13 protein-coding genes and 1 pseudogene are annotated in these 13224 nt (G+C 64.9%); 2 read left to right on the top strand and 12 right to left on the bottom strand.

The genetic code is table 11. From position 1 onward, the window contains the following. Together G6048_RS50470 and G6048_RS41455 are read right to left on the bottom strand one after the other, a co-directional pair. Positions 1–93 (bottom strand): annotated as a pseudogene (locus G6048_RS50470) (peptidase E); the annotation flags it as partial. Positions 94–285: 192 nt separating this feature from the next. Further along, complete coding sequence (locus G6048_RS41455; protein ID WP_165344780.1) at positions 286–753, bottom strand: ATP-binding protein; 468 nt, start codon at positions 751–753, stop codon at positions 286–288. A 225-nt stretch (positions 754–978) separates the two neighbouring features. Here G6048_RS41455 and G6048_RS41450 point away from each other — a divergent pair, with 225 nt between their 5' ends. Continuing rightward, complete coding sequence (locus G6048_RS41450) at positions 979–1833, top strand: helix-turn-helix domain-containing protein (protein WP_165344779.1); 855 nt, start codon at positions 979–981, stop codon at positions 1831–1833. A 12-nt stretch (positions 1834–1845) separates the two neighbouring features. Then, positions 1846–2040 (top strand): DUF397 domain-containing protein, encoded by a 195-nt coding sequence (locus tag G6048_RS41445; protein WP_165344778.1) that lies wholly within the window; start codon positions 1846–1848, stop codon positions 2038–2040. A 36-nt stretch (positions 2041–2076) separates the two neighbouring features. Here the strand turns inward: G6048_RS41445 and G6048_RS41440 are convergent, their stop codons facing one another. From G6048_RS41440 to G6048_RS41395, 10 genes are all read right to left on the bottom strand, one after another. After that, positions 2077–2754, bottom strand: coding sequence for a hypothetical protein (locus tag G6048_RS41440; RefSeq protein ID WP_328828491.1), 678 nt, complete (start codon positions 2752–2754; stop codon positions 2077–2079). A gap of 181 nt (positions 2755–2935) precedes the next feature. After that, positions 2936–3910, bottom strand: a complete 975-nt coding sequence (locus G6048_RS41435) for a hypothetical protein (protein ID WP_206342780.1) — start codon at positions 3908–3910, stop codon at positions 2936–2938. Positions 3911–3954: 44 nt separating this feature from the next. Further along, entirely contained in the window at positions 3955–4617 is a 663-nt protein-coding gene (locus G6048_RS41430) for a hypothetical protein (RefSeq protein WP_328828489.1), read from the bottom strand. Positions 4618–5116: 499 nt separating this feature from the next. After that, the gene (locus G6048_RS41425; RefSeq protein WP_165344775.1) at positions 5117–5662 is read right to left on the bottom strand and encodes a Tim17/Tim22/Tim23/Pmp24 domain-containing protein; all 546 of its coding nucleotides are present in this window, start codon (positions 5660–5662) and stop codon (positions 5117–5119) included. Between the two features lie 8 nt (positions 5663–5670). Next, a complete protein-coding gene (locus G6048_RS41420; protein WP_165344774.1) occupies positions 5671–6291 on the bottom strand; it encodes a hypothetical protein in 621 nt (206 codons plus the stop codon). A gap of 76 nt (positions 6292–6367) precedes the next feature. After that, positions 6368–6991: a hypothetical protein gene (locus G6048_RS41415; RefSeq protein ID WP_165344781.1), complete on the bottom strand. Its 624-nt coding sequence runs from the start codon at positions 6989–6991 to the stop codon at positions 6368–6370. A 178-nt stretch (positions 6992–7169) separates the two neighbouring features. After that, positions 7170–7637: a hypothetical protein gene (locus tag G6048_RS41410; RefSeq protein WP_165344773.1), complete on the bottom strand. Its 468-nt coding sequence runs from the start codon at positions 7635–7637 to the stop codon at positions 7170–7172. A gap of 9 nt (positions 7638–7646) precedes the next feature. After that, positions 7647–8153 carry a hypothetical protein gene (locus G6048_RS41405; RefSeq protein WP_165344772.1) on the bottom strand — a complete coding sequence of 169 codons (507 nt, stop codon included), beginning with the start codon at positions 8151–8153 and terminating at the stop codon, positions 7647–7649. Positions 8154–8204: 51 nt separating this feature from the next. Further along, positions 8205–12710: a DUF6531 domain-containing protein gene (locus G6048_RS41400; RefSeq protein WP_165344771.1), complete on the bottom strand. Its 4506-nt coding sequence runs from the start codon at positions 12708–12710 to the stop codon at positions 8205–8207. 252 nt (positions 12711–12962) lie between these two features. Continuing rightward, positions 12963–13184 (bottom strand): hypothetical protein, encoded by a 222-nt coding sequence (locus tag G6048_RS41395; protein ID WP_165344770.1) that lies wholly within the window; start codon positions 13182–13184, stop codon positions 12963–12965. Positions 13185–13224 lie beyond the last annotated feature (40 nt).

The raw sequence follows: 13224 nt of genomic DNA, 5'->3' as shown, positions 1-13224 counted from the left end.
TATCGCCGTGCCCACGTACAGGACGCGGGGGCGGCGGCCGTGAACGCCGGAGAGTTCGACCGCGTGGTGTACCAGGGCGTCGAACGTCACCATGGTCCGGCCGCCGCCGGCTCGGTGGCCGCCGGAGCGGCGGCTGGAGTGGGCATGGGCTGGCCCTCCTGACCGGCTGTCGCATAGCCGGACTCCCCTTAGCCTAAATTCATTACGGCTATCTGCGCGACCGTACTCCGACGACGGTGGCGGTGGCGGTGGCGGTGGTCGCAGGCGTGGACTCATGGCTCTGACTCATGGGCTCATCCAGCCCCCTCCCACCTCGAACCACAACAACTTCCCGGCCCCGCGCCCGAGCAGGCGGCCACCGAGAGGCCAGCCACCCCAGGAACTCGCGTACTCCTGCACCAGGAGCAGCCCACGCCCGCCTTCCGCGTCCGTCGGGGCGAGCGGGATGGGCGGGACTCGGTCGCCGGGAGGCCTGTCGAAGGGCGCGGGGATGTGCGGGCTGCTGTCCCATACGCCGACCCGCAGCCGCTCGTCATCCAGCGCGGTCAGCCGCAGGGAAGCGGGGCCTTTGGTGTGGCGGTAGGCGTTGGTGACCAATTCGGAGGTCAACAGCTCGGTGATGCCGAGGAGTTCGGTCATGTCGTGCCCGTCCAGGGCGGCCCGCACGGTCATACGTGCGACGCGTGCGGCGCGGGAGTCATGGGGCAGGCGAAGGGCGTACGACCAGGTGTTGGGCGGGGCTACGGTGGCCATGGATGCCTCCAGGAGGGAAGGGGACCTGAGCTCGCTCAACGCTGGCGCCATGCGGTGGCATTGCCTGGAGTGGTGCGCTTCCGGCTTACAGGCGGCGGGAGTTGGGCGGTACGTGACCACCGTAGAGCAGATGGTTAGATGGATCTAACTTTTTGCACGGGAAGCATCCAGGCTTCACTCGTGTGAGGGAGCAGGGAGCCGCGTCGCGGCCAGGAAGGAACCGCTTTGCCGCCCACCAGCAATCCGACGCTGAGGCAACGGAGATTCGGCGCCGAGCTGCGCAAACTCCGCGAACGGGCCGGGCTCACAGCCACCGGCGCCGCCGAGTTGCTCGGCGTCAACCAGGCGCGCGTCAGCATGATCGAGACCGGCCGCACGCCCATCAGCGCGGACCGGGTCCGCTCCATGGCCAATGTCTACGACTGCTCGGACGACCGGCTCATCGACGCCCTCGCCGCAATGACCGGGCGGCGGACTCGTGGGTGGTGGGAGGAGTACCGCGAGCACCTGCCCGCCGCGCTGATCGACCTCGCCGAACTCGAGCACCACGCCACCGGGCTACGCGCGGCACTCATCGTCCACATCCCGGCACTGCTGCAGACAACGGACCACGCCCGAACCCTCTTCCAGCAAGTGGCCCCGCCCATGCGCCAGTACGAGATCGAGCACCGCCTCACGTTGCGCATCAAGCGGCAGGGCGTCCTGCACCGGCAGGACCCGCCCCCGTACTCGGCGATCATCCACGAGACGGCACTCCGCATGGGCTTCGGCGGCCCTGCCGTTTCTCTCGGCCAGCTCAAGCACCTGCTCGACATGAGTGAGCTGCCCAATGTCACCGTCAGGGTGGTCCCCTTCGGAGCGGACCACTTCCCGACCACGGGCCAGTCCTTCGACTACGTCGAGGGCCCCGTCCCGCAACTCGACACGGTCCAACTGGACAACCACCACGGCGCCTGTGAATTCCTCGACGCCGAGGCACAGTTGAGTAAGTACCGTTCCGTGCTGGACCGCATGGAGTCGTGCGCCCTCAGCCCCGCCAAGTCACGCGACTTCATCCACCGCCTCATCCGGGACACGTGAGAGGGACCAACCGTGCACACCACCGACTGGCAGAAATCCACGTACAGCGGCGACGGCTCGAACTGCCTCTACATCGCCTCTGCTTCCCCCGGAACGATCCACCTCCGCGAAAGCGACGAACCCGAGGTCATCCTCATAACAACCCGCCCACGCCTGGGCGCACTGATACGAGCCCTGAAGACCCAACCATGCCCACGTGTTACGTGAACGATTGGACGCGGCGGCCGGTGTCTCCCATGAGGCTCACGGCTGGCACTTGTCGGCCCCTCGGGCCGAGTTGATCTCCATGAGCTCCCAGACACCGTCCGCGTTCTTCTCCACCCGGACCGCATAGGCGACGTAACTGTCCTTGGTGACCTTCGTCCTCTTTACCTCATTGGTCTTGATGACCTTGCTGAAGCCCTTGCTCTCATCCGCGCAGTAAGTGAGCGAAGCTGTGTCCTCGGAGCTCACCCTGACCTGCCGGTCGAAGTAGCGCACGCTTCCGGTGATCGTCCAGCCGGCGTCCGCGAATGCCTTAACCCACTTCTCGGCGGCCACCGCACCCTCGCCCTCCGTATAAAACTCCAGGGCGGGCAACCGAGGGTTCTGAGCAACAATGGCCGCGTCAAGCGCGCGGATGAGCTCCGCGTTGTCCTTCAGGATCGCGTTCTGGACAGCGTCATTGGACTGCTCGGGGCTAAAGGTGTGTGTCACATCCGACGGCAGCTCGACCTTCGGGCGTTCGCCGGAGGCTGCAGCACTCTCGCTCGGCGACGGCGACTTCGTGCTGCCGACGCCAGCGCCCCCGGTCTTGTTGGCGCCTGCGGTCTTGTCGTCGTCCGTAGAACTACCGCTGCCCCCGCCACCACAGGCGGATAACGACAGGGCTGCCGCGGCGGCCAGCGCAAGCGCTGCAAGCAGACAAGGGCGGCGGTTCACTGATGACTCCAGGTGAGTGGCGGGCTGTTCTACGAGAAAGGGCATGCCGTCGCGTCCCGCTGGACACCCCTGCTGGAGACGGCCCTTGTATCGGATGGGGCGGAAAAGGGTTCGTGGTCCTGCCCGGCCAACCGCCCCCTCAGAGGGGACAGTCGGCCGCGGCATGGGTCCGCCGCCGCGGTCAGCGGTTGACGGACTGAATCTCCTGCACGATCACGTCCTGCTCGGCGCCGAACTCGCCGTTCGGAAGCGGCTGTTCCTCAGCGACACCCGTGCCGACCCAGGAAATCTCCCACGTCACCGTGGCCGTGAGCGGATACGAACCGTCGCCCGAGGAGCGCAGGTACTTCACGCCACACGGCGGCGTCTCGTCGGCCTTGCCTTTGGCGTACGGCTCGCCGATCCTGCCGTTGTTGATCTCGCACTCGCCGGAGGCCGGGTAGGTCTCCGCATCCTCGGTGCCTGGGTCGATCTTCAGCGAGACCGGCACGGCGGTCGTGGTCGCCTCGATGTCCAGCGCCGGGACGGACGCGGTGACCGAGACCGGCTTGAAGTCGGCGCCGTCCAGCCATGCCCAGGTCGGCAGATTGACCTTGGTCGTGCCCTCGGGCGCCAGCGTCACCTCGGTGCCGGGCACCTGGATTTCCTTGTACGCGAGCTGGGCGAGGATCTCGGGAGTGACGGCATTCTCGATGTCGGCCGGCGGCGGGTCGCCCTCGTCCACCCAGAATGGAGCTTCGGTGCACTTGTCCCAGCCGTCGGGGTAGTCCTCGTCGACATACGAGTCCCAGAAGTAGCCCTCGCCGGTCTTGTCCTTGTTGAAGTCCTTGTACGGCTCGCCGTTGACGTACCGGTTGCGCTGCTTGCTGTCCCACTCGCCACCGGTCGAACCGGACTCCCAGATCGGTTCCATCGTTTTCTGGAGCTGTTCGGGCGTGTATTTCGGGGCATACCAGCAGGGCGGCGGGGTCCAGTTGGCCGCAGTGGTCGTCACGGGGCCTGCGGACTCTCCCGTGCCGTTCTTTGAACGGTCGAAGACAACCACGCCTGCGGAGAGGGTGCCGCCCTCGGCATCTCCGGAAGCCTCTTCCTTTGGACCCTCAGCGCCTCCACCAACGATTTCTTCAGCCAGCGCAGGAGTGGCGCCCCAGAGCATCGAGCCGAACAGCGCGGCCGTTACCAAGACTCTGCTACAGACGGTCAGGGCTGGCACTTTGCACTCCCCCTCTGTGAATCGAGCTTCTCGACGGCCCAGACACCCTCGTCGTTCTTGAGCAACTGGAGAGCGTAGAGCACATAGCTGTTCTTGGTGACACCCGTCTTGTTGACCCTCTTTGGCTTCAAGAACATGTCGAACGCCTTGCTTTGGTCTTCGCAGTACACAAGCGAGGCGCTGTCGGCGTCACTCACATCGACGGTCGCGTTGTAGTAGCGAGAGGTACCAGTGGTACGCGCCTTGGCCTTGACGTACTCCTTGATGTACTGCTCCGTCTGGGCAGCAGCCTCACCCTCGTAGTAGTAGAGGTACGCCTTGTCCAGCGGATCCTGGTTGGCGATAGCCATGTCCACCGCCTGGATGGACTGCTCTCTGTCGGCCAGGACCGCGTCCTTGTCTTTGTCGCCAGTCTTCGACCACTCGAATGTGTACTTGAGATCCGACGGCAGCTCGATCTTCGGCCTCTCGGCAGATTCCGGCGCGCTCTCGCTCGGCGACGCCGAGGTCGATGAGTCCCCGGTGTCAGCGCCCGCGATCTTGTCGTTGTCCTTGGAACTGTCGCTGTCACTGCCGCCGCAGGCGGACAGAGTCAAGGCCGCAGCGGCGGTCAGCGTGATCGCTGCGAGCAAGGTGGGGCGGCGCTTCACTAACGACTCCCGGTGGGGCGAGGGTTGACATGAGCGGAGTAACGCTATCGATGCAACGGTGGTGACACCAGAGCGAATTACGTCGACGGCAACTCCACACCAACCCCAAAGCGCCCATAAGCCCACCAAATGGCAGCCGCGAGCCTTAGATTGAGTGATCTCCGGGAAGCGGGGCCACTGCCGCCTTGGCCAGTGCAAACCGTAGGACGACGTCGCCCGCACCTGGCCCGATCTTCAACGAAGCGGATACAGCTCAGTAACAGACGGAGGCCCCGGTTCACCTCAGGGTTGGCACTTCGCACTCACCTCTGCGAATCGAGCTTCTCGACAGCCCGGACACCCTGGTCGTTCTTGCGCGACTGGAGGGCGTAGCTGTGATGACCCTCGCCGGGTTGGTGACCCTAACGTGGGCGACGGCCTGCATCGCGGTTGAGCCGCTGCCTCTCGAACCGCGGAGCTCCGCCTCGATAGCCGAGCGGATCCGGGGTGCGAGATTCGTCTACGCACAGGGATCTGACGAAAATTCCGGGTGATCGCTCGGGAAGTCATCGGGAAAGAAACTAATGCGAAGCGCCCCTGCCAGAAGACCCAACACAACGCCCGTAGAGCTCTTTTCTGAGATCACAAAATCGAGCTGTCCGGCTTGAATGACAACTGTCGGCCAACTCTCGGCATCACCGACGGGAAGCCACAGCATCGAATCGCCATTATCGGTAATTCCCCATTGGATGAGTTCTTCCGGGGAAGCGTGGTGCCGACTCAGAGCCTCACACAGAACAGGCACTTCCTTGCCGCGAAGGATAGACTGCATCGTGCGGGTATTCTCACTGATATCAAGATTCGCATTCTTCGCACCATTCGCGAAGATCCACAAGAATTCATCGAAACACCCTGTGCCGTACGCGGCGATCAGATCGTCATGATTCCCAGGAATTCTTCGGACCGTACGCTCCGGTCGTTCACGGCGAGACGGACCGAGGTTTGACGGAGGCAGGCAGAGCACGGTGAGGTTCAGGAGCTCATCCGCATGAGTCACGCCGGCCATCGGACGCATCAAGCGTCCAACAGGTCTTCCATCAACCGAGCGTAGGCCCGGAAGCCCGCTTTGCCGCTTTCCGGGGCGCTCGATCCGGGGCGGAGAATGCCCGGCAGGAAGGTGACGCGCCACGTCCTGAACGTGTCCTCAGCAGTGCTCCGTGCCGCATCGCCCGCGAGGGCGACAGCAATGTTGAGAGCCTCGACGATCCGTTCTGCACCCTGTCGTGCATCGCATCCTTCGGTGATGGCGGCGGTGACCAAGGCATGCAAGAAATACGCCAGTTGCAGATCAGCGCCCATGCGGCACATGCGCCGCACCGCCGACGGTTCCTCGAGTTCTTCCAGGCGGGGCGAGATCTGCTCAATAACGCCGGACCAGAGGAGCAGGGACGGAGCCGTCACCTCGTGCTCCCGCAAATACCCCAGCTCGTCGGCGATCGCCATCACCACGTCGCTGAACCCACCGATCTCACGGATGACGGCGAGCAGTTGGTCCACCTCATCCCTCCGGCGGCTCACCAACTCACCAACCGATGCCTCGGCAACCGCCCACGTGCCGGTGCCAACAACCGAGCCGATTTGCACAATCCCGCCCAGCGGCCCAAAGATCTCGCGAGCGAGTCTCTCTTCCGGCATGGGGACTATCTGTCCTGACACTCCACGGACCTCGCAAGTCTCTAGAAATTACGGGGCAAGGCGCGTCCCAATATGCTTACGCAGTACATTTCTTGTCCCCCCGCTTCGAGACCAGGTTGGTGGTCTGCCAAACGCCCTGCCCGTTCATCTCAAGGCGCGTGTTGTACAGCACGTAGGGACTTTCGTCCGAAGGCGTCTTGTCGACCTTGTTCGTCTTACGGTCCTTGTTGAAGCCCATGCTCTCGTCGGAGCAGTAGACGGCGGTCGCCGAATTTTCGCCGGAGAGCGTGACTTGAGGGGCGTAGTAACGAGTCGTGCCCGTGAACGAAAGGTTGGCGTCCACGTACGCCTGCACCCACTCCACGGCACCGGTCAACGCCTTGTCTCGGTAGTAGAACGAGAGGCCCGGTGCACCGGTATCGCCGCGCAGGATGGCGTCGTTCGTCACATCGATGCGCCTGGCAGTGTCCGCCAGGACGGCGTCCTCGGTGTCGTCCCCGGTCTTCCAGTTCTCATACTTGTCCGTGACGTCCGACGGCAGCTTGACCTGAGGACGAGCGACTGCATCGGTCGCACCCGCGCTCGGCGAAGCCGACTCCTCGTTGCCGGCCTCAGCACCCGCGACCTTGTCGCTGTCCTTGGAACTGTCGCTATCGCCGCTACCACAGGCGGACAGCGCCAGTGCCGCAGCGGCGGTCATGGTGAGCACGGCGAGCAAGGTGGGACGGCGGTTCACAGACAACTCCCGGTGGGGCGAGGGTTCGTATGAGCGGGGCAACGCTACTCGGCACCAGGTGATGCGATCCATGTGTGCGGTGTTCTACGGGCTTGGCAGAGCTCCTGGTTGGTCAGTCCCTCGAAGCCGCTCGGGCCGACGCTCAGGAGCGACCTCCGCGCAGGGCCCGCCTGGCGTCCCCGACCGCTTCCACGGACCGTAGCCACCAGCCCTCCAACTTGTTCCGCACAGTCACATACACCCACCGCCACTTGAACCACGGCGGTAGCTTCCGGAACGGTACGTACGCCAGCGTGTCCCTGATGGGATGCTCGGCAACGCCTCCGGGACCCTCCACACGCAGGGCCGCGAGCAGCTCCGGGGTCAACTCTCCATTGAGTCGAGCAGCGTGCCCCGCTGCGGTGAACACGAAGCCCCGCTGACCGGCGTCCGGCAACTGCATCGCCCTGACCATGCGCGGTGACGCCTCCTCCAGCGAACAGTTGAAGGCCAACCCAATCACTGCCGTTCCGAGGCGCTGCTCACCGCGCTCGAACGCCGTGTCCACCTCGGCAGGGTCGTCGATACCCAGCAGGCCTTCGCCGGTTTCCCAGTCCCACTCGGACGCCATAACTGGTGCTTACGTTCTGTTCCAGGAGCGACCTGCTGCCCCGAAAGACTCCATGAAGTCGTTCACGACGCCTCCGGAGAACGGATCGATGGCGGGATCCTCGGGCGTGACCACGCTGACAGCGTAGTACTCGGACAGAAGCAGTGCCGTTCCTTCGACGGCCTCTTCGGCCTCGGGAGTCTCGGCCTGAACCCCGGACACGTTTGTCCCGCGCAGCGGATGCGCATGGAGTCGGTAGAAGACGGAGTACGGTCCTTGCCCCGAGTCGTCGAGTGCGTAACCGTTGTCCTCCCAGAAATCCTCCATCTCCTGGCCGGAGGAGAAGGTGACGATTCCCGAGAAGTCGTCGTCTTCCACCTCGGGGAGACGCCAGTGCGCCGCCGCGCCGGGCGAAAGCGGTTCGCCGTACACAAACAGTCCCGGCCACCGCTGCTGGCCCCGTCGAACGAAATGGTGCATGGCCTCCGGGAACGACGCGTCCGCGATGAAGTCGGTCGAGTGGCCGGTGATATCCATGGAAGTTCCTCGCGGTGGTGTGGGGTATTCGATGATGGCCGCACGCGTCGTTCAGGCTTTCCAGCCCGACGTCGGGCCGTGGTACCTGATCGCGTCGCGAGGGATGGCCACATCAGTGTTGGAGGACCAAATGTGGTCACGACCACCCCTGAGGCGCCCCGAGAACAACTTCTTCTCGGCTTCGAACTCGATCATGTACTCGCTCTTCTCCTTGGTGAGGCCAAGGTAGGACTTGAACCCGCCAGGCTTCTTGGCGATGTCGGCGGGACTCATGGGGGTGACGTACACCGCAGCGGCATTCTTACTCTGGGTGTTTTTCGGAACCTTGAGGGTGATGCCGTCCTTCCCGCCACCGCCCATGATCTTGTTGTAGCCGTTCTTGTCCGTGTAGTGCCGGATGACGGCCTTGCACGAGGGCGCGAGGCCGAGTGGGTCGATCCAGACAAGCGGGTTGACGACGTAGCTGTGGTGGTGCGGGGCCGGTTCCAAACCAAGCGGGTCAGGGCTGTGGTAGCGCGCTGTTCCGGGGTCGTAGTAACGATGGTGGTTGTAGTGGAGCCCCGTTTCCGCGTCCAAGTACTGGCCCGGGAAGCGCAGCGGGCAGTCCACCGAGCCCGGAGACGGGTCCTCCAACGGCAGGCCCCAGAGAGTGCAGCGGGAACGCCAGACCGTTCTCCCCGTCTCATCGACCAGTTCTGTGGGCGTGCCAACGAGATCGGTGACGATGGAGTAGAACTGCTCGTCGACCCACGCGTCGTCGTCCCACCGCTCCCCGGAGTGAGTGCGCTGGACAAGAGGGCGGTCACCTCCCGGCTCCCAGTCCCATGTGGTGATGCGGCCTTCGTCCTCCCAGGGCGTGCTCCTCCGGCTCTCCTCCGCCAGTCGGGTGCCGTCCCACACGAAAACGGTGCGCTCGACCACCGCATCGCCGTCCGCAGAGAGAAGTTCCTTTGCGATGCGCCGACCCAGCGGATCGTAGCGATAGCGCCAGCGACTCCCGTCAGGGGTAGTAACGGTGCGCAGGCGATCCTCCGCGTCCCAGGTGAAGAGCCAGGTGCGCGACCCGCCCGACAGAAGGGCGCGCGTGTGGCGCACCACCCGGCCCTGGGCGTCGTGTTCGTATCGGGACCGTCCTCCGGCAGCCTGCACGAGCGTTCCGCTGTACGTCATCTGCCCCTGAACGCCGACGTGATGACTCCCAGCCGCAGCGGGCAGCTCGGAATGTATGAGGTTTCCGACTGTGTCGTAGGTGTACTTCTCTTGGTGGTCCGCGGTGGTGACAGCGGTTACCCGGCCGGTCACGTCCAGCTCGTACGCCGCAGTGCCCGTGACAGAGTCGGCGACGGCGCAGGGCAGGCCGTCAGAGCTGTAGGAGTAGCGCCGGTCGAGGCCACCGGTTGCCACTTCCGGTGCCCGCACACTCTGCGACACCAAACGGTGGCCGGCAGCACTCCACTCCTGGAGCAGTGACGCACCGGCCGGAAGGGAACGCAGGACCTCGTGCCCGGCGGAGTCGTACCCGAACTTCACTGCCCTGCCGGAACCGCGCAGTTCGACCGGTTGGTGCGCGGCGTCGTAACGCCACTCGCTGAGCACCCCGCCGGGTGTCCTCCGTTGCACCCGGCGGCCCATGACGTCGTAGGAGTTGGTCAACACACGACCGTTGCACGATTCCGTCAACACCCGGCCGTGCGCGTCGTACGTGAAGAGCAGCTCGGCATCGTGGTTCGCTGCTCGGACGAGGCCTCCGGCCTGGTCGTACTCGAATCTAGTGACATGGCCGTCCGAGTCCCGCTGTTCAATCACCCGGTCACGGAGGTCGCGGAGGTAGCAGACGGTTTGGCCAGCACCGTTGGTGCGCTCTGTGATTCGGCTTGCGGCGTCGTACCGGTACGTGACCGTCCGGCCGTTGAAGTCCGTTTCTCGAACGACACTGCCCAGTGGGTCGTACTCGTAAGTCCATGTATGGCCCTGGGCGTTGCGAACTCCTACCGGGCGGAGTTCGGTGTCGTAGGTGAACTCGATCCGGGTGCCATCCGGGGCCACCCGGGCCGCAGTACGGTCGAAGGGGGCGGGTTCGCACCGTGTGACACAGCCACGCGCGTCGGTGTGAACGAGGAGATTGCCCTCGGCGTCGTACATCCAGCTCTCGGCGGATCCGTCGGGGAACTCCCGTCGCTCCGGCAGCCCCTCGATCGTCCAGGAGACCACCGTGGTTCCGCCGTCGGCTTCGGCAACCTCACGGACTCGGCCGAACGCGTCGTACACGAACCCGGTGGCCGCACCCACCGGAGAGACCACCTTCGTCGGGAGTCCCGACGCGTTGCTGCGTACCCGGCTCTCGTTGCCGAGCGCATCCGTGACTGAAGCGACCGCACCTCGCTCGTCGTATGTGTAGGCCGTGGTGGCGCCGGTCGGATCCGTGATCGCGACAACGTTCCCGCGGTTGTCGTGCTCGTACTGCCAGTTCGCACCGTCCTGTTCCGTGGCCGAGACCATCAAGCCATGAACGTCGTATGCGTATTGGGCGAAGCTGCCGTCGGGGTGGACGACCCGGATGGTGTTACCCGCCTCGTCGTACTCGTAGGCAGTAGTCCGGCCGAGCGGATCGGTGAGGGAGACGAGATTGTCGTAGCGGTTCCAGGCCCGGGTCGTGGTGTGCCCGAGCGGATCGATCTCGGCGACGAGTTGGTACGCGTCGTTGAAACGGTAAGTGGTGCTGTGCCCGAGGGAGTTCGTCGCGACGGAGGTGTGGTTCTCCGTGTCGTAGACGTACGTGTAATCGAGAATGCCCTCGGTTCCGGTGGTACGGACACAGCGGCTCTCGGTGTCGTACGTGTAGCGGTACCAAGTCCCTTTGCGATCCTCCCACCCCGTGATACGACGCTGCTCGTCGTAGGAGAGTTTCAGCGGCAGCCCGGAGGAGTTGTAGATCTCCGCAACGTTGCCGTGGGAGTCGTAGGCGTAGCGTAGAAGGGTCGGCTGCTCAGGGTCGCTTAGCAGGGTGAGCGACGTTATCCGGCCCTTCTCCGTGGTCACACCGATGCGATAGCCGCCCGTGTGCGCAACTTCCTGCGGTGTTCCGTCGGGTCCGTACGTCACCTCGATCGCATTGCCGTTGCGGTCGGTGAGGGCGACCAAGGGGAGCTCTGCCGATGACCGTCCGGGCAGCGGCCGGAAGTGGAGGGCTAGGCCGGAATCAGGCTGCCGCACGATCATGGTTCCGACATCGGTTCCGTCCCACTCCAGCGGCCAGCGCGGGCCCTCCACCGGAAGCACGGTGATGCCCTGCTCCGGCACCGGATAGCTGAGGATCATGCCGTCAGCCGTGGTGAATCGGACGCCGTTCGGTTCGAGAATGAGCCGCTGGTCCAGGGTGGACGCCCAGCTGGGTCCGAACCAGCGGCCGGACCGGAGACCCGTGCGGTGATGGCGTTCCAGCTCCAGGGGGAGGACGCCGTCCAGCACAATATCGCTTTCGGACATGACCATTTGCCCGGTGGCCATGTCGATCGGGTCACCACAGGTGAAGAGCTTCTGCATCTGCCGGCCCAGCGCACGTGTGCCCCTCCCAAGGCCCTTGACGCCCAGAGCCATGCCTTTGAGGCCGGTCTTGCCGAAGGCCTTCAAGCCCTTGGCGAGGCCGCCGAGGGTGGTCAGCCCCTTCATGCCCGGTATGCACTCGAGTGCTGCCAAGCCCACTTCCCATAGGGAGGCCTGGCCCTTCGCGTATTTGTTGAGGGTGTCCGCGAGGACCACCAGGGCTGCGACCAAGACGATCGCACCGAGGATCGGCCCGCCGATAATCAACGCGAGGAAACCGAGCACCGCCACGACGACCTTGCAGACTTCGACGATGGTGTCCCAGTTGTCGGAGACCCAGTCCCCGACCTCCTCGTACCAGGCCCGGTTCTGAATCCCCGCGTCGGAAGCCTCCTCCAGCTTGTTCTTCGCCTCCCGCGCCGCGTCCTCACGCATCTTCCGCGCGTCCGCGGCCATCTTCTTCGCCGCATCCAACGCGCTCTGCGCGGCAGTGACATCCGACTGGGCGGACGTCTGCGCCGACTTGGCATTCGTCGCATCCCGCGTAGCCGCACGCACCTTGGACTCATCCGGCTTCGGCACATCCTTGCCCGCCGAACCCGGATCGTCCTTGTACTTGTCCGCCTCCTTCGTCGCCCGCGTCACCCACGAATCAGCCGTCGACAGACGCGACTTGGCCGAAGTCAGATCCGCCTGCGCCTCCCGCCCCTTGACCAGCGCCTTGTCCGCCAGCGCCTGCGCCCGCTCCAACTTCGGCCAATACGCCGCCAGCGCATCCCCGGCCAAGTCGTAGGACTTCTTCAGCTTCTTCAGGTTCTTCGGGACCCCGGAGAACTCGTCACGGAAGACATCGGCGGTCTTGCCGACCATCGACAGGACGGCGTCCTCGTCCGCCATCCCCTTCACCAGGCGCAGCGCGTCCTGCACGTCATCGGCGAACTCGTGCAACTGCCGGGCCAGCGACTTGACCCGGTCCGGATCCCCCGGCGTCGGATCCTTCTCCAGATCCAGCACATGCCAGTCCGTCGGCCGAAACCCCACCACGCCGCAACCCCCGTCACGTCCGCCTCAGCAACAACCGTACGCACAAGCGAAGCTATCGCACGACGGGGCGGCCAGGCGATGGCAGGCTGGCCGGCCCGAGAGCCGCCTCACGCTCGAAGGGGAGCCTGGGCAGCGCGAGTTCTTCTGCGTTCCGGTCGGCGTTTGACGGCTCGGCGCCGAACTCGCCGTTCGGAAGTGGCTGTTGGTGGGACCGGAAGACCATCACCACGAAGCGCAGATCCTGGAGCGAGCCTCCGCCAGCTCCTCCTCGGTGAAGGCCCCGTGCTCCTCCTGGTGGCGCAGCAAATCGGCGCCGAGCAGGTGGTGACGTATCTGGCGCGCCACGGCCTCGGCGACATACCCGGAGACGTTGTCCGTGAGCTTTCTGAGCTCGGTGACCTGCTCGGTCGGCAGCGTCACTATGATCCGTGGCGTGTCCGCCATGACACGAACCTACTGGGATACCACTGCACCTACCGCGCCC

Origin of the sequence: Streptomyces ureilyticus (genome assembly GCF_011045025.1) — a bacterium.
Lineage (GTDB): Bacteria > Actinomycetota > Actinomycetes > Streptomycetales > Streptomycetaceae > Streptomyces > Streptomyces ureilyticus.
The sequence above is the reverse complement of the archived record's forward strand: the minus strand, read 5'-3'. Positions and strand labels throughout refer to the sequence as shown.

Bases quoted from the DNA above. Each gene is read 5' to 3' on its own strand.
- G6048_RS41455 (WP_165344780.1), bottom strand. From the start codon at position 753: ATGGCCACCGTAGCCCCGCCCAACACCTGGTCGTACGCCCTTCGCCTG.
- G6048_RS41435 (WP_206342780.1), bottom strand. From the start codon at position 3,910: ATGCTCTGGGGCGCCACTCCTGCGCTGGCTGAAGAAATCGTTGGTGGA.
- G6048_RS41425 (WP_165344775.1), bottom strand. From the start codon at position 5,662: ATGGCCGGCGTGACTCATGCGGATGAGCTCCTGAACCTCACCGTGCTC.
- G6048_RS41420 (WP_165344774.1), bottom strand. From the start codon at position 6,291: ATGCCGGAAGAGAGACTCGCTCGCGAGATCTTTGGGCCGCTGGGCGGG.
- G6048_RS41415 (WP_165344781.1), bottom strand. From the start codon at position 6,991: ATGACCGCCGCTGCGGCACTGGCGCTGTCCGCCTGTGGTAGCGGCGAT.
- G6048_RS41410 (WP_165344773.1), bottom strand. From the start codon at position 7,637: ATGGCGTCCGAGTGGGACTGGGAAACCGGCGAAGGCCTGCTGGGTATC.
- G6048_RS41405 (WP_165344772.1), bottom strand. From the start codon at position 8,153: ATGGATATCACCGGCCACTCGACCGACTTCATCGCGGACGCGTCGTTC.
- G6048_RS41395 (WP_165344770.1), bottom strand. From the start codon at position 13,184: ATGGCGGACACGCCACGGATCATAGTGACGCTGCCGACCGAGCAGGTC.